Origin of the sequence: Pseudophaeobacter arcticus DSM 23566 (assembly GCF_000473205.1) — a bacterium.
Taxonomy (GTDB): domain Bacteria; phylum Pseudomonadota; class Alphaproteobacteria; order Rhodobacterales; family Rhodobacteraceae; genus Pseudophaeobacter; species Pseudophaeobacter arcticus.
In genome coordinates this window covers 2,647,887-2,668,776 of sequence record NZ_KI421507.1, presented here as the reverse complement: position 1 = coordinate 2,668,776, position 20,890 = coordinate 2,647,887, and the positions used below count along the sequence as shown (strand labels likewise).

Here is a 20,890-nt window from a genome sequence, read left to right as displayed (position 1 = left end):
TTGTTCCGGAGAACGGCCTCATGAAAACCCAAGTCAAAGCATTGGTTGTCGGCGGCGGCGCCGTTGGAACCTCAATTGCCTATCACCTCGCCAAAGCCGGCTGGGACGACGTCATGCTGATCGAGCGTGATGAGTTGACCTCGGGGTCCACATGGCATGCGGCGGGGCTTTTGCCGCTGTTCAACATGTCCTATGCGACCACCCATATCCACAAATACTCGGTTGATTTTTACAAACAGCTTGAGGAAGAGACAGGCCTGAACGCCGGTTTTGCCGTTGTTGGCAACCTGCGCATGGCGCAGACCGACGAGCGTATGGATGAGTACAAGCTTTACGCTTCGACTGCGGAAACCTGCGATGTTGATTATGAGTGGCTCACCCCTGAGCAGATCAAGGAGCGCTGGCCGCTGATTGAGACCGGCGACCTGAAAGGCGCGATCTATCACACCGAAGACGGCTATATTAACCCCGCAGATGTGACCCAGGCGATGGCCAAGGGTGCCCGTCAGCGCGGCGTCGATATCGTGCGCAAACTGCAAGCCGATGCCTTCCACTGGACCGGTACCCATTGGGAAGTCACCTGCACCAAGATGGTGGAAAAGGGCGGCAACCTGGTCCCCTCCGACGAGCAAGTGGTGATCACCGCCGAGCACGTCGTGACCGCGTCGGGCAACCACGCGCAGCGCACCGCCAAGTTGCTGGGCATCAAAATGCCTGCGATCCCGGTCGAGCACACCTTTATCGTCATGGACAAGGACCCCGAGCTGGTCAAATGGCGCGAAGCCGGCAACCCCGAGCACCCCGTCATCCGCGACGCCGACAATGAATCCTACGCCCGCGAAGAGCGCGGCGGCTGGATCCTCGGCATCTACGAGCACGGCGCGCCCGCACGGTTTGAACATGGCGTGCCCGACAGCTTCCGCGCCGACCTGTTCCCGCTGGATCTGGACCGGATTGCGGATCAGTACATGGCGATGGCAGAGCGCGTTCCCTCCTGCGCCGACTCTGGCCTGAAGGACGACTTCAACGGCCCGATCTGCTACACGCCTGATGGCAACCCGCTGGTTGGCCCGGCACCTGGTCTGCGCAACATGTGGCTGGCAGAAGGTTTCTCCTTTGGCATCACCGCCGCAGGCGGCACCGGCTACTACCTGGCGCAGATGATGGTGGATGGCGAAGCCGAAATCGACATGGCATCGCTGGATCCCAAACGGTATTCCTCCAACTGGCTGACCACCGAATTTGCCGCCCGCAAGAACGAAGAATGCTACGAGCACGTCTACATCCTGCACCACCCGGACGAAGAGCGCCCCGCCGCGCGCGGCCTGCGCTGCTCGCCAGCCTATGATCGCCAAAAAGAGCGCGGTGCACAGTTTGGCTGGGTCAATGGCTGGGAACGTCCCAACTACTACGCGCCAGTAGGTTTCAACGACGAAGAGGCCCGCAGCTTCCGCCGTGGGGGCTGGTGGCAGTATGCCGTGGACGAAGCCAAGGCGATCCGCGAAACTGCTGGCCTGGTGGATGCAACCGCCTTTACCAAACATGTGGTCAAGGGCCCCGGTGCCACCCAGTTCCTCGACTGGTTCACCTGCAACAAACTGCCCAAGGTTGGTCGTATCAACCTGACCTACGCGCTGACCTCGGCGGGCACCACCCGCACCGAATACACCATCGTGCGCAACGGCGAGAACAACTACTATCTGGTCTCCGCCGGGGCCTGGAGCGAATATGACGCCGACTTCCTGCGCAAGGCGGCCGAGGACAAGATGGAGGAGTTCGGCTATATCGAGATCCAGGATGTCACCACCCAGTGGGGCGTCTTTGCCATCGCCGGACCCAAGTCGCGCGATATCCTGAAAGAGATCATCGTTGACGCCGATCCGGAAACCGCACTCAGCAACAAGCGCTTCCCCTGGCTGTCGGCGCGTCAGATCGAACTGGGCATGTGCCCCGTCAATGCGATCCGTGTGGCCTACACCGGTGAGCTGGGCTGGGAGCTGCACCACCCGATCGAGATGCAGAACTACCTGTTCGATCTGCTGGAAAAAGCTGGCGAGAAACACGGCATGAAGCTGGTTGGCGCCCGGGCACAAAACTGGCTGCGGATGGAGAAAAGCTATCGCGCCTTTGGCACCGAGCTGGGCCGCGACGCCACCCCGGCCGAGGCCGATCTGCCCCGCTTTATCGACCTGGAAAAAGACTTCCACGGTAAAGAGGCGATGATTGAAAAGGGCGTGCGGGTTAAATGCTGCACCCTGCTGATTGACGGGCCTGACGATGCCGATCCATGGGGCCGCGAGGCGCTCTATACCGAAGATGGTGCAACCCGCGTCGGGCGCCTGACCTCGGGCGGCTATTCGGTGGCTTTTGAAAAGTCGATTGGCATGGGCTATGTGCCGCCAGAGCTGGCGGTCGAGGGTACCAAACTGAAAGTGAAACTGCAGGATAAACTCTGGGATGCGGTTGTGACATGCGACAGCCCCTATGATCCGACAAACGCCACCATCCGTCAAAACGGCTAAGGCGCAGCAGGAAACGCAAAGCTAAAACCGCAGGGTTAGGCTTTGCGAGAAAAGAAAGGCCCCGGTGATGATGTCACCGGGGCCTTTTTTATTAAGGACCTGTTGTGCCGGGGGCTGGTTGCAGATCTACTGGCCTATCCAGGTAGCAGTTTAGGCTCCGCTGTCAGATGTATTAGCGGCCAGAGGGGATCTGGTTTTCAAATCGCTTGAAGGCCAGCCCGATCAGCCCGGCAATGATCATATAGACCAAGGCAAGCAGCAGCAGCGGCTCGTAGACAATAAAGGTATCAGAGCGCACTCTGGAGGAGACGGCGTAGATCTCGACCACGGTGATGGTGGCCACCAGCGGGGTGGCTTTCAGCTGCAGGATGGTTTCGCCCCCCAGGGTTGGCAGGACATTGCGGATCGCCTGGGGCAGCCAGATACGGCGGAACATGGTAAAGCGGGGCATGCCAAAGCTCTTGGCGGCCTCCAGCTGGCCCTTGGCCACGCCAGAAAAGGCGCCACGCATCACTTCGCCCTCATAGCCTGCATAGGACAGGGTGAGCGCCAGCACCGCATAGGGCCAGGCCTGACGCAGATAGGGCCACAGCTCGCTGGAGCGGATCCAGGGAAACTGCGGAAACAGCGAGCCAAGCCCATAATAAAGCAGCCAGATCTGCAACAAGAGCGGAGTGCCGCGAATGACCGTGCAAAAGACCCGCGCGGGCAGGGAGAGATACCAGGGCCCAATCGCCTGCGCGAGCCCCAGCGGGATGGCGAGCAAGAACCCCAGGACCGTGGTGACCAGCAGAATCCAAAGGGTGGTCCACAACCCTTGCAGGGCCAGGGGGGCGTATTTTGGGATCCAGTCCCAGCGCATCGTCAGCGCACTCCACATGAGCAACCCGGCAAAGAGCGCCATCAGCACGATACGATGGGGTTGCATCAGGGATTTGAGGCTGTTCATGTCTTGCCCTCCTTCAACGAGGGCTGGCCACGGCGGGCCCATTTCTCGATGCGGGCAAAGACCGCGCCGGAACAGAGCGTCACCAGCAGGTAAAGCCCGCCGGCGGCGAGGAAAAAGGTGAAATAGGCCCGTGTGCTGCTTGCGGCCTGTTTGGTTTCCAGCGTCAGCTCGTTAAAGCCGACGACGGCCAAAAGGGCGGTATCCTTGGTGGCAATCAGCCACAGATTGGCCAGTCCCGGCGTGGCAAAGGCCATCATCGCGGGAATGGTCACACGGCGCATGGTCATCAGCGCCGGCATGCCATAGGCGCGGGCGGCTTCGATCTGGCCAGGAGGCACGGCTTGGATGGCGCCGCGCAGGATCTCGGTGGCATAGGCGCCCTGGACAATGCCCAGAACCCAGATACCAGCCACAACGCCGCTGATCTCGACCCGGCCATAGCCCATCATCAGCGCGAGCTTATTAATCAGATCGGTGCCAACGTAATAAAGGATCAGGATAAGAACCAGTTCCGGAACCGCCCGGATTACGGTGGTATAAATGGCGAGCAGATCCCGCAGGATTGGCCCGCCATAAAGTTTTCCATAGGCCCCGAAAAGCCCGATTATCAGTCCCATGCCAAAGGCACCAAAGGCGATTTGCAGCGAATTTGCCAGACCGCGCAACAGGTTGCTGCCCCAGCCGGGAGCCGAGAGCGACAGCAGTGCTGCGCTCTCGGTCAGACCGAGCCATTCGAGGATCATCGTCACGTCGCTGGTGCCTTAGTAGATGCTGGCAGAGAAATAGCGCGCGGTGATTTTGTCATGGGTGCCATCTGCAAGGATCTTGGCGATGCCCATGTTGATCTTTGCCGCCAGGGCCTCGTCGCCCTTGCGCAGGCCCGCGCCAACACCCCGTCCCAGGATGGCCGGATCATCCGCAACGGCGCCTTTGATCTCGCAGCAGGCCCCGGCCTCGGAGCCGACAAAATCTGCCATGGCGATGCTGTCGGCCTGGACGGCGTCGATGCGGCCCGCAAATAGATCCTGGTTGGCCTCATCCTGGGTCTGATAGACGCGGATTTCGGCGCCGGTGAAATACTCTTGCGCATAGGTTTGGTGAATTGTGGAGGCCTGAATGCCGAGGATCTTGCCTTCCAGACCTTCTGGGGTGGGGGCGATATCCATGGATTTATCCGCCACAATCACCGCAGGGGTGTTGTAATAGGCATCAGAGAAATCGATGGTTTTCAGCCGCTCTTCGGTGATCGACATAGAGGCCATGATGGCGTCGATCTGCTGGCCGGTCAAAGAGGGAATGATGCCATCCCAGGCAACGGGCGTTAGCACGCAATCCAGTTCAGCCGCTGCGCAGACCGCATCAATCACTTCAACTTCCCAGCCAACCCATGTGCCCGAGGAATCCAGCGAGGCAAAGGGTGGATAGGGCTCAGCGGCGATGCCGATTTTGACTTGCTCGGCCTGGGCTGCGCCTGCAGTCAGGGTGGCGAGGGTCAGGCCGGTGGCCAGAAGTGTTTTGAGTTTCATTTTTGATCTCCCTGTTTTGGATTTTAGTTTTGGTTTTATTATGAAACGGATTTCAGGAATTGCTGCAGGCGCTCCGATTTTGGATTGCCAAAGACCTCGGCAGGTGGACCCTGCTCTTCGATGCGTCCCTGATAAAGATAGACGACGTGATCCGCGACTTCACGGGCAAAGCGCATTTCGTGGGTGACCAGCAACATGGTGCGCCCCTCGGCGGCCAGATCGCGGATCACCGTCAGAACTTCGCCCACCAATTCGGGGTCCAGGGCGCTGGTTGGTTCGTCAAACAGCATAACAGATGGATCCACGGCCAGGGCGCGTGCGATGGCGGCGCGTTGCTGCTGCCCCCCGGACAGGAAGGCGGGAAAGGCGTCTTCCTTTTCGGCCAGCCCAACCCGCGCGAGCAGGACGCGCGCCTGGGCAATGGCCTCTGCGCGCGGGATCTTGAGCACATGAATCGGCACTTCGATGACATTTTCCAGCAATGTGCGATGGGTCCAGAGATTGAAGGACTGAAACACCATGGCCAGCCGGGTGCGAATGCGTTCGATCTGGCGGCGGTCAGCGGGGGTGCCATCGGCGCGCATCTTCACCTCTTCCCCGTCAATCATGATTTTGCCACTGGACGGGGTTTCCAGGAAATTGATACAGCGCAGCATGGTGGATTTGCCAGAGCCGCTGCCGCCAATAATGGCCACGACATCCCCCTGTCGGGCGGTGAGTGAAACCCCCTTGAGAACCTCCAATGTGCCAAATGATTTGTGCAGCTCTTCGATGCGCACGGCATCCTTGCCCAGTGATGCGCTCTGGGTGGAAGAGGGGGCGGCTGCAATGTCTTGCTCGGTGGAGGCAACTGTTGGCATGCTTGGACGTCCTTGGGTATTGGGTTAGTAAGGCGTAATCGCGGTAGTTACGCAAGTGTATAATTAGATCGAGCCGTTGTGGAGACAGGGATGAATGACGAACGCCGAAAATTTACGCGTGAAAGCGCGCAGCAGCGCAAGCGTACTCTGATTGAAGCAACGCTGGAACTGGTGGCGGAAAAGGGCGTCCAGGGGGCGACTGTGCGCGGCATAGCCGATCGGGCGCAGGTGACGCAGGGGTTGATAAGGCATTATTTTTCCTCAAAGGAAGACCTGATCACGGCTGCTTTTGAACACCACATGACGCAGATGACCGACCTGACCTTTGCCCCGGTTGCCGATGTGAAAGGATCCGCGCGTGACCAGCTTCGGGTGTTTGTGCAGTCGTCCTTGATGCCGCCTGTGGTGGATCCGCGCTCGATTGCGCTCTGGGCTGGGTTTCTCAACAAGGTGCAGCATGACGCACAGATGAAAGAGACTCACGCCAGAACCTATGTCCAGTTTCGCGACCGTCTGGAAAACCTGATTCGTGCGGCGCTGGAGGAGGCCGGTCTCGAAGCCGAGCCCGCGCGGCTGTACCAGTTGGCGACCGCCTGCAATGCGCTGATTGATGGGCTGTGGATGGAGGGTGGCGCCTTGCCGGAGGCCTTTGCACCCGGGGAGCTGTCGCAGATTGGTCTCACCTCGGTTGGGGCCATCATTGGCCTGCCACTTGAGCCCTAGAGGCGACTGGTCTGGCGCGCCATGGGTGTGCGTCTGGGTGAGCACCCCCACAAAACGGCAAATTTTCTTGCAAGAGCCCGCAGCAATTGTGGCAGGCGATCTGTGGCGAAGGCATAGGGGATTTTTGCCTGCTGGTGGCCCGGAGCGGGGTTTTTATGGTCCGGTTTGTGCCTGGGTCCGGAACTGCGGCAACTCTGTGGCGACAGGCGGGCAGGGGCTTTGACCATATCTCAAAGCTGTGGCTTTGGTGCACTAGTTCGCGGCTCCGTATGGGTGTTAACGCAGTGTTAACCACGTGCCTCGGCCCGCGCCAAAAATCAGTCCCAGATCTTTGTTATCGGCCAGATCTTTTTGATAGGCCAGATCTTTTTGATAGGTAGGGGCGGGGACAAGTGGGCGCAAAGAGCAGGATAAATTTGATGTTCCAAAAGTTCGCCGCAATGTTCTTGGCTCTTGTCCTGCCTCTACAGGGGGCGGCGGAGACGCCGGATCAACAGCCAAGGCGCCACAAAATCGGATACGGGTTGATGTTTTCCAACGATCTGTTGGGAGACGGCAAAGACCGCTGGCGCACCGGGGCTGTGACCTCTTCGCGGATCTATGGTCAGGTTTGGCAGGGTCAGGCCCCTGTCGGCTTTGGAGAGCTGCTGGAGCTGCGGTTTCAGGGGCAAATCCTGGCGCCTGCCGATCTGGTTGTCGCGAACCCGGCGGATCGCCCCTGGGCCGGTGTCTTGACGGTGGAGCTGAACAGCCACATGCAGCGGCGCGGAACCGAGATTTCGCTGGGCGGTGGTCTGGCCGTCCTGGGGCCGCAGACCCAGTTGGACGAGATGCAGGGATGGTTTCATGATCTGGCAGGTGCGCCTCAGCCTTCGGATGCTGTTTTGAATGGGCAGATTGGCAATACATTCAGGCCGGTGATTTCAGCCGCAGTTGGCCATTCGTTTTCCCTGTCCAACCACGCTGCTCTGCGTCCTTTTGTCGAGGCACGCGCCGGAGACGAGACCTATCTTCGGGCCGGGGTGGATGTCACCTATGGGCAGTTGGCGCAGGGCGGGCTTTTGATCCGTGAAACCGTCACTGGACAGCGCTATCACACCCTGCAGGGCGAGGCGACGGGGCTGACACTGACGGCGGGGGCGGATATTGCCTATGTCGCAAAATCGGCATTTTTGCCTGAAACAAGCGGCTATTCTCTGGAACACAACCGCCATCGGGCCCGGTTGGGCCTGCGCTGGCAGGGGCAAGGGGTCTCGGCCTTTTATGGGCTGTCCTATCTGGGTAAGGAATTCTCCAGCCAAAGCGAAGGTCAGCTGACGGGCGCCTTGCAGGTGCAATTGAGGTTTTGAAAACACACCCGGCGCCGGGCTCGGCTTGCGGGGGTGACTTTGCTCTTTATCTGAACGACCCGTTTTGTTAAGTTTTCCTTAATAATATAAAAAGAGCAGGCAGACAGGCAGATGAAAACGGGCTTTCAGGGCACGTTCGTCATTTCTTGGTCGCAAACAGAAGTAGATGGTCTTTGGGCCGCACCGGTCGAGTCTATCGATGTCGGGGCCGCGTGGTCGTGGCAAGGTGAAGCAGTGCGGGTTGATGGCCCGGCTGAACTGTTGCGTTTGGGTATGGCGAATGGAGAAGCGGATCTGAGACGTCGGGCGGCGCGCTCGGTACGCAGATTGGTGGGGGCAGCGGTCCAGAACAGAACGGACCTGCGCGAGATCGCGGTCCAAGACCCGCTGTTGGATAAGAGTTTTGTGGTGACAAATGGTGTTCAAAGCTACACCGTCACCTTGATTGAGGTCAGCGACAGCGCGCGGCCTCTTTTGATGTTTGTAAATGAAGTCCCGCCTAAAGGCACGGATCTATGGGTGGTGCATCACTCGCTGGGAAGTATTGGCTGCCCAGGTGACACGATGCCGGGACAGCCGGGCAGTGGGGTGATTTGCTTTACCCCGGGAACCCAGATTGCCACCCCAAGTGGCCCGCGCCGGATCGAGGACCTGCGCGAAGGCGATAGGGTGCAGACCCGCGATAGTGGCGCCCGGGAAATCCAGTGGATTGGCGCCCGCCGGATCAGCGGTGCCCGGCTTTTTGTGGTGCCAAAGCTGCGGCCTGTGCGTATTTGCGCCGGCGCTCTGGGCATCGACCGGCCGGAACAGGAGCTGCTGGTCTCGCCAGAGCATCGTATGTTGTTGCGGGGGCGCCAGGTCCAGGCGCTGTTCAACACCAGCGAGGTGCTGGTGGCGGCGCGTGACCTGATCAATGGCCATACCATTGCGGCGGATACCGCAGTGCGCGAAGTGACCTATATCCATCTGTTGCTGGACTCGCATCAGGTGCTCTGGGCCAATGGGGTGGAAAGCGAAAGCTTTCATCCCGCCAGTGCCTCGATGTCGGCACTGGATACGCAGGATCGCATTCGATTGGGTGGGCTGCTGCCGCAGGTCGAACAGGACCCGATGAGCTATGGCGTCTATGCGCGCCGCAATCTCAGCAGGTCCGAGGCCGCAATTCTGATGCATGAAGCGGCTTAATCTGTCAGGTGCTCAAAAAAACCAAGGAAGCAAGGGAAGCGCTGTTGACTCTGCTTCCTTTGCGCATATAAGCGCCACTTCATTGGTGTTGGTGGGCCCCGCAAGGGGATTCCTGTCATAGGCGCGGATCGCAAGATTTAACCCTAAGAGGACAACGCCCTTTATAGCCGCCGTTTTCCTGGCTGCGTTCTGGCTGATCATGACTGTAGGCGCCTGCGTCCGCAATCCGAAAAGTGGGAACCGGTTTTCGGGTAGATTGCGGAGCCACTAAAAAGGAGAACAGCCGTGACTAAACGTACGTCTGCCAAGTATAAAATTGACCGCCGCATGGGCGAAAACATCTGGGGCCGTCCTAAGTCCCCAGTTAATCGTCGTGAATATGGCCCCGGCCAGCACGGTCAGCGCCGCAAGGGCAAGCTGTCCGATTTTGGCATTCAGCTGCGTGCCAAGCAGAAGCTGAAGGGCTACTACGGCGATATCACCGAGAAGCAATTCCGCCGCATCTATGCCGAAGCTGAGCGTGTAAAAGGCGATACCGGTGAAAACCTGATCGGCCTGCTTGAGCGCCGCCTGGACGCCGTTGTCTATCGCGCCAAATTTGTTCCTACCGTTTTTGCCGCACGTCAGTTCGTCAACCACGGCCACGTCACCGTAAACGGTCAGCGCGTCAACATCGCCTCCTACCGTGTCAAAGAAGGCGACGTTATCGCCGTTCGTGACAAGTCCAAGCAACTGGCAGTTCTGCTGGAAGCCGTTGCCCTGGCAGAGCGTGACGTTCCTGACTACATCGAAGCCGACCACTCCAAAATGACCGCCACTTTTGTGCGCGCGCCTGGTCTGGCCGATGTGCCTTATCCGGTTGTCATGGAACCAAACCTGGTTGTGGAATTCTACGCCAAAAACTAATCCTGACGCCCTTTGCGGGTGTTGGAGAAAAGGGCTGCCTTCGGGCGGCCCTTTTTGCATTTTGCTCCTTGGTTTGGCTCCGAAGTCTCCTGGGGCTGCGCCAGATCAGGGCGCGCAGTTTCCAGATGATGCTATTCTTGCGATCTGTTCAAATCGGAAAAGCGGTTGTCTTTTGCCGGGACTCGTCGCTACCGTGGGGAAAACGAGCCGGGCCTGTCGGGAGCCGGGCAAAACGGGAGACTAAAATGAAACGCCTTTTGACCGGTGCAATTGCCGCCATCGTTGTGACCTGTGCCACCGCGCTTAGTGCGGCGCCGTTGAAACTGCAGCCTGCCAATCCGCAACCGTCGGGCCTAAAGCCGGGGCTTGCAGTGCGCTATGCCTATCCGGTGGATGTCCGAACCCTGGACGAGGCCTCTGCGGCTTTGAAGATTAGCGCGGAACGTGGCCGTCCTTTGGCGGGGTTGGATCACCGCGACACCAATGAGGGCGACATTACCCTGACCTCAAAACGGTCAGAGCATGTGGTGGCCGGGATCAACGGCTATGTGCATTTTGCCAAGCCGGGGATTCACAATATTGATTTTCTAACCAATGATGGGCTGCGCGCCAGAATTGGCGGGCAGGTGGTCGGGAAATTTGACGGTCGCCAAGCCTGCGACTCTACGGTGATGAGCGAGGTCGAAGTGCCCTCGGCCGGGTGGTATAAATTGGATATCCTGTATTTTCAGCGCCTTGGTACAGCCTGTTTACACATGCGCATGGGCGCCGCGGGAAAGCGCCTGTCCTGGATGCCAGACAAGGCCTTTGGCCATTAATGACCCCTCTCAAACCCGAAGGTTTAGCCCTGCTGGTGTTGTGACTGTTGTAAATCCGATGTCACAGCGGCAGCGGGCGCGCCTCGGCGATGGTCTCCATCGCAAAATATGAGGTGACGCTGTCTAGTTCGATGCCGCTGATCAGTCGTTGATAGACCCGGTCATAACTGCCCATATCCTGGGTCACCACTTTGAGCTGATAGTCGTAATCTCCGCCGATACGGTGGAAATCCACCACTTCGGGGATGGTCAGCACGTGGCGGCGAAAGGTATCGAGCCATTCGGCAGAGTGATGCCGGGTCCGCAGCATCACAAAGACCACCAGATCCAGCCCCAACTGGGCGCGGTCCACGCGCATCGTGGCGCCCTGTAGGATTTTCCTGTCATTCAAACTTTTCAACCGCCGCCAGCAGGCGTTTTGCGACAGCCCGACCTCATCTGCCAGTTCGCGTTGGGACAGGCTGGCGTCCCGTTGCAGCGCGCGCAGGATGTGGAGGTCGATATGATCTATAGAATTACCCATAGGCGATCATATGACACATAAATTGGGTAAATCAATCAGTCATTGGTGGTGATTTCGCGCAGATTACATAGGAGATTAGGCAAAAGCCCCTTCAGGAGACGCGTGCATGACCTCGGCAGTATTCAAAACTCTGGCGGATTTCAAAAATGACCTGGCCCAGGCCGCCTGTGACGGAACCCTGGCACAGGGGCAGATTGGCGAGGGAATGATGATCCCAGGCCCCGGCGGTGATGTGCCGCTGGTCTATGCCGACTATGTGGCCTCAGGGCGGAGCCTGCGACAGGTGGAGGAGTTCATCGCCACACAGGTCCTGCCGTTTTACGCAAACTCCCACACCGAGGCGTCGTTTTGTGGCTCTTACGTCACCCGGATGCGCCGCGCCGCCCGGCAAGAGATCGCGCGGGTGACCCAATGTGGTGCGCAGGATGCGGTGATCTTTGCCGGCGCCGGAGCCACTGCCGGGCTCAATCGGCTTGTCAGCCTGTTTGGGGTCAATGAGGCGCATGATCCAGTGGTCTTTATCGGCCCCTATGAACACCATTCCAACATTCTGCCCTGGCGCGAGAGCAAGGCAAAGGTCGTCGAGATCCCGGAGGCGGCGGAGGGGGGAATTGATCTGGAGGCTTTGCAACAGGCGCTGTTGCAGCACGCCAGCTCTGATTTGATGATTGGCAGCTTTTCGGCTGCGTCCAATGTCACAGGGATCCTCACCGACCCTGACCCGATCAGCCGTCTGCTGCATGCTGCGGGCGGGCTGGTGATCTGGGACTATGCGGGCGGTGGACCCTATCTGCCGATCTCGATGGCCGGGGATCATGGCGCCCATAAGGATGCGGTTGTTGTCTCGCCGCATAAATTTGCGGGCGGGCCGGGGGCATCTGGGGTGTTGCTTGTCAATAGACAGGCCGTTCAGCGCCAGTGCCCGTCCTGGCCCGGTGGCGGAACCGTCAGCTTTGTTTCCCCTTGGGGGCACGAATACAGCGAGGATCTGGTGGCCCGCGAGGAGGCGGGAACGCCCAATGTGATTGGCGATATCCGCGCCGCCCTGGCGTTTTTGGTCAAGGAGGCCGTGGGCGAGGCAGAGATTGCAGCGAAAGAGGCGCGGTTTGCCAAAATGGCGCGCGCGGGCTGGGCGGATAATCCGCAGCTCACAGTTCTGGGACACGCGCAGGCGCATCGCTTGCCCATCTACTCTTTCACGGTCAGGGGAGGCTCAGGCGCGCCTGTGCATCAGCAGCTGTTTACCCGCATGCTGAGCGACCACTACGGTATTCAGGCCCGTGGCGGCTGTGCCTGCGCCGGCCCCTATGCGCATCGCCTGCTGGAGATTGACCAGGCCGAGTCCGAGGCATTGTTTGCGGCACTTCAGTCGGGACAAGAGCTGCAAAAACCTGGCTGGGTCAGGCTCAACTTTTCCTATCTGATGACGGATGACACAGTGCAATATATCATCGACAGCGTGAATGAGCTGACACAGCGGGCCGAAGATCTGGCCCAAAGCTATCTGGCGGACCCCAAAACCGCGCGGTTTCAGCCCCGCGCCGCCTGACGGGGAAAGCGCAGGTCAAATGCCCATGACAGGGCTAAGGCTTTTATGGCAGGGTTGAGGCGTTATTTATTCTGTTAATTGGTCGGAGCCTTGTTATGGCAGTTACCCTATCGGCCCCTGTGGGGGATAAGAACCGTATTACCAAACCCGACGCAAAATCTGGCGATGGAAAATTCAAGCCGGTAAAGAATGCCCCCGCCGATGTGGAACTGGTGCGTTTGATGCTCAAGGCAAATGGCTATGACAATATCACCATCTCCCAGAAATGTGACGCGGGCCTGATCAAGGACATCCGCAGTTTCCAGAAAAATGCGCTGGGGTTCAAAAAGCCGGACGGTATCGTTGACCCCGGAATGCGGACCTGGAAGGCGGGGCTGGCCAAGCTGCAGGCGATGATTGCCAGTGACCAAAAGGTCTCGGTCTATGAGGTCAAGGAAGAGGGCAAGACCAAACAGGTCGAGGTGCGCGAGTTTGAGGCCAAAGAAAAGGCGCTCAAACATGAGATCCTGTCCAAGGCCAATATGATGCTGGGGCAGGCGGAATGCTGGGTGGATTTCTGCAATGATGTGGAAAAAACCCGCCAGGCCGAGGATGGCATGATGATGGCGATTGCCGAATTTACCATGTCGACGCTGAACGCTGACACCGACCCGCCCTGGACGCCGATTTTGAATGCCCGCTCCGAAGCTGGCAGCCTAAAAGCCCTGGTGAGCCGGTCCAAGCCGGATTGGGCCAAGGTGCAAAAGCAGGATGCCAAGGCGACGCGGGTCTACAATACCGGGCAAAAGGCCTTTGACAAATTTATCAAGGCCCGCATTGGCACGGCCAGCAAGGCGGTTTTCACCCTGGAGATCGTGCGCGAGACCTCCTTTGCGGTGATCGAGGTCTATGCCACCGCGCGTTTGGTGGCGACCAAAGGCATGAACCCGGTCAAGGCCCATGCGATAGCAGCCGCCGGCACCGAGGCGATGAAATCCAGCGCTGGCCAGTACGGCGAATACCTTGCCGGCAATAAGGTCACCTGGGACGGTGCAGCCAAGAAAGTCGCCCTGGATACTCTGTTTGCAGGGATCGCGGGCGCTGCGGGGGGCAAGCTGGGCGGCACTTTCCTGAAAGGTGTTGCTGGCAAGGTCGCCGCGCAACTGCCGTCCAAGATGTTCCAGACCTTCTCACAAAAGTCGCTGACCGTCTTTATGGAGAAGATGTTCACCACCACTGTCGGACAGGAAATGATCAAAAATGCCACCAAAGAGGCGATCATGCTGTTCAAACCGCTGGTGGAAAAGGGGCGCGCCCCCAACAAAAAAGAGGTCACCGACGCGGTGGTCAAGATCCTGTCGGGGGGCATTATGGCCTCGGGACCGATGAAAGCGGTTTCGCAATTTGGCTCAAACTATGTGGCAAATTCCCAGGGCTTTTTGGCGCAGAAACTGATCCCCCGGGCGATGGATTCGGTTTGGAAAGGGGATTTGGTCAAAAAATATGGTGCGGATGCCGTGGAGGAATTTGCCAAAAAACACGGACCACAAATCTATGCCGATATCGCCGGCGGGCTTCAGGACAAGGTCTTTGTCGCCTACGCCAATAAGGCTCTTGAAGGTTCGGACGGGTCGCAATCTGCCAAGGTTCTGCAAAAAACCATGGAGGAGGCCATGCGCAAGGACGCAAAACTGCGCAAAGAGCTGACAGATATGGTGGAAAAGCAGGCCGCAGCCAAGCTGAAAAAGCTGGAGAAGGCCAAGTAATCGACCTGCTCCGGGGCGTGATTCCAGCGGGCCAGCTGACTATTTCACACCCCTGCAGCGCTGTTATTGGGGGCTGGATCTGACAGGGGGCATCTTGCGGCTTTCCCATTGGTTTGTGCTTCGCTATTACCAATGGGAACCAAGGAGCCCGAAAGTATGACCCAGATTACGCCGCAGCCCGGTATTATGGATATCGCTCTCTATCAGAGCGGCGCGGCCCATGTGGCGGGGGTGAGCAACACAGTAAAGCTCTCCTCCAATGAAAACCCACTGGGGCCAAGCCCGCTTGCGATTACAGCCATGCAAGAGGCGGCGGCCAATATGCATCGCTATCCCAGCTCCGAGCATCAGGCGCTGCGTCAGGCAATCGGTGAGGTCGAGGGGCTGAACCCTGAGCAGATCATCTGTGGTGCAGGCAGCGATGAGATCATCGCCTTTTTGTGCCAGTGCTTTGCCGGTCCCGGCGATGAGGTGCTTTATACCGAGCACGGCTTTGCCATGTATCGCATCAGCGCCCTGGCCGCTGGTGCCACTCCGGTGGAGGTCAAGGAACGCGAGCGCGTGACCGATGTTGACGCCCTGCTGGCCGGTTGTACCGAACACACCAAACTGGTGTTTATCGCCAATCCCAACAACCCCACCGGCACGATGATTTCCGCCGCTGAGGTGGCGCGCCTGGCCGATGGGCTGCCCAAAGGTGTGCTGTTGGTATTGGATGGTGCCTATGCGGAATATGTCGAAGGCTTTGATGCCGGCGCGGCGCTGATGGCTACCCGTGACAATATCTTCATGACGCGGACCTTTTCCAAGATCTACGGATTGGGCGGCGCGCGTATTGGCTGGGGCTATGGGCCTGCGGCGATCATTGATGTGCTGAACCGGGTGCGCGGACCTTTTAATGTCTCTTCCTCCGCATTGGCCGGGGCCGAGGCCGCAGTGCGTGATCGCGCCTATATCGACCACTGCCGCAGTGAAAATGCCAAATGGCGCAGCTGGCTGGCGGCAGCGCTGGCAGAGCTGGGGGTGGCGTCGGATACCTCCTGCACCAATTTCATTCTGGCGCGGTTTGCCAGCCAGGCCGAGGCCGAGGCCTGTGACGCCTATCTGCAGACCCAGGGGCTGATCGTGCGCCGGGTGGGCGGCTATAACCTGCCCACCGCCTTGCGCATCACCATTGGGGACGAGGCCGCCTGCCGTCGGTTGATCGCTGCCATCTCAGAGTTCAAGACACAGCAGGCTGCCGTATGAGTACTGTCATCTACAACCGGGTGGCCCTGATTGGTCTGGGCCTGATTGCCTCCTCGATGTTCTGGGCGATGAAGCGGGGCGGCTTGGCAGGCGAGGTCACCGGCTACGCCCGCAGCGCCGAGACTCGCGATACCGCCCGCCGCATCGGGCTGTGTGACCGGGTCTGCGACAGCGCCGCCGAGGCCATCGAGGGCGCCGATCTGGTGGTGCTTTGCGTGCCCGTCGGCGCCATGGGGCCGGTGATGGCCGAGATCGGCCCGCTGTTAAAACCCGGCGCCACCGTGTCCGATGTGGGCTCGGTCAAGGCCCATGTGATCGAGGCCGTGGGGCCGCATATTCCCGAGGGCGTGCATTTTGTCCCGGCGCACCCTTTGGCGGGGACCGAACATTCCGGGCCGGAAGCGGGCTTTGCCGAGCTGTTTGACAACCGTTGGTGCCTGCTGGTTCCGGCCGAAGGCAGTGACGGGGACGCGGTTGAACGGTTGCGCTCTCTTTGGGAAGGAATGGGCGCCAATGTGGATGAAATGGATGCGGATCACCATGATCTGGTGCTGGCCGTGACCAGCCATGCGCCGCATCTTATTGCCTATACCATGGTTGGGGTGGCGGATGATCTGCGCCGGGTGACTGACAGCGAAGTGATCAAATATTCGGCGGCGGGGTTTCGTGATTTCACCCGGATTGCCGCCTCGGATCCAACCATGTGGCGCGATGTCTTTTTGACCAACAAAGAGGCCACGCTGGAAATCCTTGGCCGTTTTACCGAGGAGCTTTTTGCGCTGCAAAGGGCCATCCGCACCGGCGACGGGGATCACCTGCATGACTACTTCACCCGTACCCGCGCCATCCGTCGCGGCATTATCGAGGCCGGGCAGGACACTGCTGCGCCTGACTTTGGCCGGGCGCATAAACCATGATCGGGTGGCGGCGTTTTGCATCGGGTGTTGCCACCAGGGCCTGGGCCGCTGGGCTGCTCTGTGTGGCGGGCATTGCACCGCTGCAAGCCTCGGCGCCCGAGGTCTCGCTGCGCCCCATTGATCGCCCATTTTCTGATCGCCCGTTGTCTGATCGCCCGTTGTCCAATATTGCAGCCTCGGCGGCTGTGCTGCCGCAGTCCTCGGGTGCCGTGCTGGCGGATCTGGAACAGCTCGCTCCAGCCTTGGGCGCGGATCTGCGCCCAGTTGAGCGCCCGGTTTCAGCCCAGCTTCTGGCAGCGGCCGCTTTGCCTGCGGATCTGGTGCCACGCGTTTTGGATCAGTCCCTGGTGCCTTTTGTGCGTCCGGATACCATTGCCGAGCAGGCTTTGTTCAAACGCCGCCACCTGCGCAAAGGCTCTGTCTGTGGGGATATTGAAATCCAGGGCAAGGTCATTGGCGGAGTGGTGGCGACACTGCCGGGCTGTGGTGCCAGGGACGCGGTGCAGGTGACTTCCGTGGCAGGCGTCAGGCTGAGCCAGGCCTCGGTGATGACCTGCGAGACGGCTGAGGCGTTGAAACGCTGGGTGTCCAAAGATGTTGAAACGGCCTTTGGCCGCCGCAACAAGGTCGTCAGCCTGCGCGTCGCGGCGCATTACGCCTGCCGCACCCGCAACAATCGCCCCGGGGCCCGGATCTCGGAGCACGGCCGGGGCAAGGCGATTGATATTTCTGGCTTCAAACTGGAAGACGGTACCCTGGTAACTGTGCTCAATGGCTGGGACGCAGGCCAAACCCGCAAACCCTTGGCACGGATCTGGAAGGCGGCCTGTGGCCCCTTTGGCACCGTGCTTGGCCCCAAGGCGGACCGTCATCACCGCGATCATTTCCATCTGGATGTCGCCAGTTACCGCAGCGGTTCCTATTGCCGCTAGGGGCCTGATCTCAGGTAAGCTGTGCGGTAATCTTGGCCGCCGTTTGATCTGGCCCAATGCTTTACGCGCTGCAAACCATTTGCCCCAAGCGGAACCGCGCCGCGCGTCTCGCGCGGCGCCCGGCCCAACTGAGGCGTGGCATTCTGCAAGAATGCCGCAGATCAGGCGGGAGCCCCCCGCTCTTTTTTACATTCCTGGATCGATAGCTGGACGGCCAGTGGGACTGGTCGTCTCTCAGCGAAGCACCAATGGCGGCGCAGTGCCGATTGGCAGCGGGCCAGCCCAGACCTGCCCCTGGTGAAAGCGCAAGGGGATGTCTATCTTTGCCGCGCGTCCGGTTCCGGTTGAAAACAACTCCAGAACTTTCTCTACCGCGCTGCGGGTGCTTGGCGGCAGCAGGCTCAGCCGTTCGGCCATGTCGAGAATCGCGGGCCAGTTTTCCGCGCGCAGAGCCAGCTCACCGCTGAGACGGCCTTTTTCATCAACCTCCAGCTCTCCCGAGGCCCGGAACAGCATGTCGCCCCAATGGGCCTCGACCAGATCCAGATTGATCTGGCGAAGCTGCGGTCGCCGCAATTCGATGGCCCGCCGGTCCCAGGGGGACTCAAACCCCAGATCTGCCCGCAGACGCAGGGCCTCAAACCAGGACGGCAGATCATCCCTGGCAGGGGTCAAGCCGCCAAAACCAGCTCTCAGTAGCCCCTGGGCGAGAACTGCCTCGCTTCGGCGTTCAGGTGGTATTGTTCTGCCTGCGCCATCTGCCGCATCTCCAGCACAAGATCCTGAGCCTGCCACAAGACTCCGTCGGCATCAGCGATCTGCCAGGCCTGGCTGGTCAGCGACAGCTGCTCCAGCTCCAGCGCCAGCCCGGGGGCCAGTTGTAAATCCGCGCGCATCTCTGCTGCCGTCAACCGGCGGGTCTGGTCAAAATAGGAATAGTGTTGCGGCGTTGCCGGAAACCGGAGGCTTTGTGCACCGGGCCAGATGGCCGGGCTGTCAAATTCGATCCAGTCAGCGCTCCAGGCGGCGCCGGTGCCGGGATCGGCAAGCAGCGGTTGCTCCAGCCGGGTGACATGGCGCAGGGGAAACCCACGGGTGATCATTGGACCATAGGAGACCTGCCAGCCCTGGCGTTGCTGTTCGTTAAACCAGGTCTCGAACCCACCGCGCAGCCCCCAGGCTGCCAACCCCCAGTACACTATCCAGACAGCAGCCCCAAGGCTGAGCCATTTCAGCAGTCGCATTCTGCAAAGACCCTCTTTTTCTAGCCTGCATTTTGCTGTTTATAGACGGCGGATATAAAGGGCCATAGATCATGACAATGTGGGTATTTGGATATGGATCGCTGCTGTGGAACCCGGGGTTTCCAGTGGCGCGTCGCGAGGTTGCAACCCTGCAGGGCTATGCCCGCTCCTTTTGCATGTCCTCGATCCATCACCGGGGCAGCGAAGAGGCGCCGGGCTTGGTGCTTGCCCTGGATGAGGTGAAAGGATCACAGTGTCAGGGGCTGGCACTGGCGGTTGCCGCCGGCGAAGAAGACAAAACCCTGGCCTATCTGCGCGAACGTGAATTGATTTCCTCTGCCTATCTGGAGCGCGATCTGACGGTTGCCCTGCACACAGGCGAAGAGGTCGAGGCGGTGACCTATGTCATCGACCCGCATCACGCGCAGTATTGCGGCGGTCTGGCGCTGGAAAAACAGGCGCAGATCATCGCCACAGCGGTGGGTGGGCGCGGTCCCAATACAGAATATCTGTACAATACTGCCGAACATCTACGCGAGATAGGCCTGGGCGACGCCGAACTGGAGTGGCTGATGATGCGCGTGCGGCAAATTACGGGATAAAGCCTTGGTGCTTTTGCCTCTTTGCCTTTAAGCTCCGAAGGGAATTAAGCCAAAAACCTGACAGGATCGCACCGAATATGGCCCATACCGAGCGCAAGACCAGGCCGCAGTTTTCGCAACCCGTCCGGCAAATCATCCTGATGCTGATTGCCCTTGGCCTGGCAGGCTTTGGCATCTTTGTCGCCCTGCCCAAGGTGCTGCCGGTGTTTCAGGCCAATCCCTGGCTCAACGGCTTTATTGTCTTTGTTTTTGTCATCGGTGTTCTGTCCTGTTTCTGGCAGGTGCTGCAGTTGATCGGCTCGGTCCGCTGGATCGAAAGCTTTGCCACTGGTGGCAGCCGCGGGGAAAAACGCGCACCGTCGCTGTTGGCCCCGCTGGCGGCGCTGCTGCGCTCGCGGGCGGCGCGGATGCAGCTGGGCTCGTCTTCGACGCGCTCCATTCTGGATTCTGTGGCGCAGCGGGTGGATGAAGAGCGCGAAATTACGCGATATATCGTTAACCTCCTGATTTTCCTTGGACTTTTGGGGACATTTTACGGTCTTGCGACCACGGTTCCTGCGGTGGTGGATACCATTCGCAGCCTGGCCCCACAGGAGGGCGAAGAAAGCATTGCGGTGTTTAACCGTCTGATGACCGGGCTTGAGGCCCAGTTGGGGGGCATGGGGGTTGCCTTTGCCTCGTCTCTCTTGGGGCTGGCGGGGTCACTGATCGTCGGGCTGCTGGAGCTGTTTGCCGGTCACGGCCAGAACCGGTTTTACCGCGAGCTGGAGGAATGGCTGTCTTCCTTCACCCGGGTGAGCTTTTCCTCCGGCGAGGAGGGCGGCGGTGGCGAAACAGGTGTGGTCTCCGAAGTGCTGGATACCATGGCGGAACAGATGGATGCGCTACAGGCGATGTTTGCCCAGAATGCCGCCAGCCGGGCCGAGGTTGACAATAAGCTGTCGCAGTTGGTGGATGCGATTACCGATATGAACGCCCGTCAGGACCAGACGGCGAGCCTTTCCAGCGCGCTGGACCGGGTGGCGGTGGGGCAGGAGACCCTGACCGAGATCATGCGCGCCCATGGCGATGTTGGCATGGATGCCGAAAGCCGTATGCGGTTGCGCTCGATCGACGTGCAGATGCTGCGTATCCTGGAAGAGATATCCGCAGGCCGTCAGGAAAGCCTGGCTGAGCTGCGCAAAGATATCGACCTCATGGTCAGGGCTTTTGCGGTGCCGCGCGGGCGCGGGCGTCAGGCGCCCGAGCCCGAGCAAAGTGCCGCTGCTTCCTTCCTGCAGGGCGAGGACTAG

At 59.7% G+C, this 20,890-nt stretch carries 20 protein-coding genes; 13 read left to right on the top strand and 7 right to left on the bottom strand.

Annotated features, from left to right (window positions below):
- Positions 1 to 20 precede the first annotated feature (20 nt).
- The gene (locus ARCT_RS0117150) at positions 21 to 2,522 is read left to right on the top strand and encodes a GcvT family protein (RefSeq protein WP_027241175.1); all 2,502 of its coding nucleotides are present in this window, start codon (positions 21 to 23) and stop codon (positions 2,520 to 2,522) included.
- Positions 2,523 to 2,694: 172 nt separating this feature from the next.
- Here ARCT_RS0117150 and ARCT_RS0117145 read toward each other — a convergent pair whose 3' ends face one another.
- From ARCT_RS0117145 to ARCT_RS0117130, 4 genes are read right to left on the bottom strand one after another with little or no spacing between them, the layout of a single operon-like run.
- Complete coding sequence (locus ARCT_RS0117145) at positions 2,695 to 3,471, bottom strand: ABC transporter permease (RefSeq protein ID WP_027241174.1); 777 nt, start codon at positions 3,469 to 3,471, stop codon at positions 2,695 to 2,697.
- Entirely contained in the window at positions 3,468 to 4,214 is a 747-nt protein-coding gene (locus ARCT_RS0117140; RefSeq protein ID WP_379573821.1) for an ABC transporter permease, read from the bottom strand. The genes ARCT_RS0117145 and ARCT_RS0117140 overlap by 4 nt, the downstream gene beginning before the upstream one ends.
- Before the next feature lie 18 nt (positions 4,215 to 4,232).
- Positions 4,233 to 4,997 carry a transporter substrate-binding domain-containing protein gene (locus ARCT_RS0117135; RefSeq protein WP_027241172.1) on the bottom strand — a complete coding sequence of 255 codons (765 nt, stop codon included), beginning with the start codon at positions 4,995 to 4,997 and terminating at the stop codon, positions 4,233 to 4,235.
- A 38-nt stretch (positions 4,998 to 5,035) separates the two neighbouring features.
- A complete protein-coding gene (locus tag ARCT_RS0117130; protein WP_027241171.1) occupies positions 5,036 to 5,857 on the bottom strand; it encodes an ABC transporter ATP-binding protein in 822 nt (273 codons plus the stop codon).
- Positions 5,858 to 5,947: 90 nt separating this feature from the next.
- Between ARCT_RS0117130 and ARCT_RS0117125 the strand changes: the two genes are divergently transcribed.
- The 5 genes from ARCT_RS0117125 to ARCT_RS0117095 all read left to right on the top strand — a co-directional run bounded on the left by ARCT_RS0117125 (position 5,948) and on the right by ARCT_RS0117095 (position 10,838).
- Positions 5,948 to 6,580, top strand: a complete 633-nt coding sequence (locus tag ARCT_RS0117125) for a TetR/AcrR family transcriptional regulator (protein ID WP_027241170.1) — start codon at positions 5,948 to 5,950, stop codon at positions 6,578 to 6,580.
- Between the two features lie 419 nt (positions 6,581 to 6,999).
- Positions 7,000 to 7,929 carry a lipid A-modifier LpxR family protein gene (locus tag ARCT_RS0117115; protein ID WP_027241169.1) on the top strand — a complete coding sequence of 310 codons (930 nt, stop codon included), beginning with the start codon at positions 7,000 to 7,002 and terminating at the stop codon, positions 7,927 to 7,929.
- A gap of 111 nt (positions 7,930 to 8,040) precedes the next feature.
- On the top strand, positions 8,041 to 9,114 hold the full coding sequence (locus ARCT_RS0117110; protein WP_027241168.1) for a Hint domain-containing protein: 1,074 nt from the start codon (positions 8,041 to 8,043) through the stop codon (positions 9,112 to 9,114).
- Positions 9,115 to 9,399: 285 nt separating this feature from the next.
- Positions 9,400 to 10,020: a 30S ribosomal protein S4 gene (rpsD, locus tag ARCT_RS0117100; protein ID WP_027241166.1), complete on the top strand. Its 621-nt coding sequence runs from the start codon at positions 9,400 to 9,402 to the stop codon at positions 10,018 to 10,020.
- 245 nt (positions 10,021 to 10,265) lie between these two features.
- Positions 10,266 to 10,838 carry a PA14 domain-containing protein gene (locus ARCT_RS0117095; protein WP_027241165.1) on the top strand — a complete coding sequence of 191 codons (573 nt, stop codon included), beginning with the start codon at positions 10,266 to 10,268 and terminating at the stop codon, positions 10,836 to 10,838.
- A 61-nt stretch (positions 10,839 to 10,899) separates the two neighbouring features.
- On the opposite strand, the gene ARCT_RS0117090 is transcribed toward ARCT_RS0117095, so the two are convergent.
- Positions 10,900 to 11,361 (bottom strand): Lrp/AsnC family transcriptional regulator, encoded by a 462-nt coding sequence (locus tag ARCT_RS0117090; protein WP_027241164.1) that lies wholly within the window; start codon positions 11,359 to 11,361, stop codon positions 10,900 to 10,902.
- A 106-nt stretch (positions 11,362 to 11,467) separates the two neighbouring features.
- On the opposite strand from ARCT_RS0117090, the gene ARCT_RS0117085 reads away from it, so the two are divergent.
- The 5 genes from ARCT_RS0117085 (at position 11,468) to ARCT_RS0117065 (ending at position 17,752) form a co-directional block, all read left to right on the top strand.
- A complete protein-coding gene (locus tag ARCT_RS0117085) occupies positions 11,468 to 12,910 on the top strand; it encodes an aminotransferase class V-fold PLP-dependent enzyme (protein ID WP_027241163.1) in 1,443 nt (480 codons plus the stop codon).
- A gap of 95 nt (positions 12,911 to 13,005) precedes the next feature.
- On the top strand, positions 13,006 to 14,655 hold the full coding sequence (locus tag ARCT_RS0117080; RefSeq protein WP_027241162.1) for a peptidoglycan-binding domain-containing protein: 1,650 nt from the start codon (positions 13,006 to 13,008) through the stop codon (positions 14,653 to 14,655).
- A 156-nt stretch (positions 14,656 to 14,811) separates the two neighbouring features.
- Positions 14,812 to 15,903: a histidinol-phosphate transaminase gene (hisC, locus tag ARCT_RS0117075; RefSeq protein WP_027241161.1), complete on the top strand. Its 1,092-nt coding sequence runs from the start codon at positions 14,812 to 14,814 to the stop codon at positions 15,901 to 15,903.
- The gene (locus tag ARCT_RS0117070; RefSeq protein WP_027241160.1) at positions 15,900 to 16,820 is read left to right on the top strand and encodes a prephenate/arogenate dehydrogenase family protein; all 921 of its coding nucleotides are present in this window, start codon (positions 15,900 to 15,902) and stop codon (positions 16,818 to 16,820) included. The genes hisC and ARCT_RS0117070 overlap by 4 nt, the downstream gene beginning before the upstream one ends.
- Entirely contained in the window at positions 16,817 to 17,752 is a 936-nt protein-coding gene (locus ARCT_RS0117065; RefSeq protein WP_027241159.1) for an extensin-like domain-containing protein, read from the top strand. The genes ARCT_RS0117070 and ARCT_RS0117065 overlap by 4 nt, the downstream gene beginning before the upstream one ends.
- A gap of 234 nt (positions 17,753 to 17,986) precedes the next feature.
- Here the strand turns inward: ARCT_RS0117065 and ARCT_RS28825 are convergent, their stop codons facing one another.
- Both ARCT_RS28825 and ARCT_RS28820 read right to left on the bottom strand, forming a co-directional pair.
- A complete protein-coding gene (locus tag ARCT_RS28825) occupies positions 17,987 to 18,427 on the bottom strand; it encodes a DUF2125 domain-containing protein (RefSeq protein WP_051360841.1) in 441 nt (146 codons plus the stop codon).
- 17 nt (positions 18,428 to 18,444) lie between these two features.
- Positions 18,445 to 18,996, bottom strand: a complete 552-nt coding sequence (locus tag ARCT_RS28820; protein ID WP_051360839.1) for a DUF2125 domain-containing protein — start codon at positions 18,994 to 18,996, stop codon at positions 18,445 to 18,447.
- Between the two features lie 71 nt (positions 18,997 to 19,067).
- Between ARCT_RS28820 and ARCT_RS0117055 the strand changes: the two genes are divergently transcribed.
- Together ARCT_RS0117055 and ARCT_RS0117050 are read left to right on the top strand one after the other, a co-directional pair.
- Positions 19,068 to 19,598, top strand: a complete 531-nt coding sequence (locus ARCT_RS0117055) for a gamma-glutamylcyclotransferase (RefSeq protein WP_027241158.1) — start codon at positions 19,068 to 19,070, stop codon at positions 19,596 to 19,598.
- 77 nt (positions 19,599 to 19,675) lie between these two features.
- Positions 19,676 to 20,890, top strand: a complete 1,215-nt coding sequence (locus tag ARCT_RS0117050; RefSeq protein ID WP_027241157.1) for a biopolymer transporter ExbB — start codon at positions 19,676 to 19,678, stop codon at positions 20,888 to 20,890.

What these genes read in the sequence shown, in the direction of transcription:
- ARCT_RS0117150 (WP_027241175.1), top strand. Translation starts at nt 21, where the DNA reads ATGAAAACCCAAGTCAAAGCATTGGTTGTCGGCGGCGGCGCCGTTGGA.
- ARCT_RS0117145 (WP_027241174.1), bottom strand. Translation starts at nt 3,471, where the DNA reads ATGAACAGCCTCAAATCCCTGATGCAACCCCATCGTATCGTGCTGATG.
- ARCT_RS0117140 (WP_379573821.1), bottom strand. Translation starts at nt 4,214, where the DNA reads ATGATCCTCGAATGGCTCGGTCTGACCGAGAGCGCAGCACTGCTGTCG.
- ARCT_RS0117135 (WP_027241172.1), bottom strand. Translation starts at nt 4,997, where the DNA reads ATGAAACTCAAAACACTTCTGGCCACCGGCCTGACCCTCGCCACCCTG.
- ARCT_RS0117130 (WP_027241171.1), bottom strand. Translation starts at nt 5,857, where the DNA reads ATGCCAACAGTTGCCTCCACCGAGCAAGACATTGCAGCCGCCCCCTCT.
- ARCT_RS0117125 (WP_027241170.1), top strand. Translation starts at nt 5,948, where the DNA reads ATGAATGACGAACGCCGAAAATTTACGCGTGAAAGCGCGCAGCAGCGC.
- ARCT_RS0117115 (WP_027241169.1), top strand. Translation starts at nt 7,000, where the DNA reads ATGTTCCAAAAGTTCGCCGCAATGTTCTTGGCTCTTGTCCTGCCTCTA.
- ARCT_RS0117110 (WP_027241168.1), top strand. Translation starts at nt 8,041, where the DNA reads ATGAAAACGGGCTTTCAGGGCACGTTCGTCATTTCTTGGTCGCAAACA.
- ARCT_RS0117095 (WP_027241165.1), top strand. Translation starts at nt 10,266, where the DNA reads ATGAAACGCCTTTTGACCGGTGCAATTGCCGCCATCGTTGTGACCTGT.
- ARCT_RS0117090 (WP_027241164.1), bottom strand. Translation starts at nt 11,361, where the DNA reads ATGGGTAATTCTATAGATCATATCGACCTCCACATCCTGCGCGCGCTG.
- ARCT_RS0117085 (WP_027241163.1), top strand. Translation starts at nt 11,468, where the DNA reads ATGACCTCGGCAGTATTCAAAACTCTGGCGGATTTCAAAAATGACCTG.
- ARCT_RS0117080 (WP_027241162.1), top strand. Translation starts at nt 13,006, where the DNA reads ATGGCAGTTACCCTATCGGCCCCTGTGGGGGATAAGAACCGTATTACC.
- hisC (WP_027241161.1), top strand. Translation starts at nt 14,812, where the DNA reads ATGACCCAGATTACGCCGCAGCCCGGTATTATGGATATCGCTCTCTAT.
- ARCT_RS0117070 (WP_027241160.1), top strand. Translation starts at nt 15,900, where the DNA reads ATGAGTACTGTCATCTACAACCGGGTGGCCCTGATTGGTCTGGGCCTG.
- ARCT_RS0117065 (WP_027241159.1), top strand. Translation starts at nt 16,817, where the DNA reads ATGATCGGGTGGCGGCGTTTTGCATCGGGTGTTGCCACCAGGGCCTGG.
- ARCT_RS28820 (WP_051360839.1), bottom strand. Translation starts at nt 18,996, where the DNA reads ATGCGACTGCTGAAATGGCTCAGCCTTGGGGCTGCTGTCTGGATAGTG.
- ARCT_RS0117055 (WP_027241158.1), top strand. Translation starts at nt 19,068, where the DNA reads ATGACAATGTGGGTATTTGGATATGGATCGCTGCTGTGGAACCCGGGG.
- ARCT_RS0117050 (WP_027241157.1), top strand. Translation starts at nt 19,676, where the DNA reads ATGGCCCATACCGAGCGCAAGACCAGGCCGCAGTTTTCGCAACCCGTC.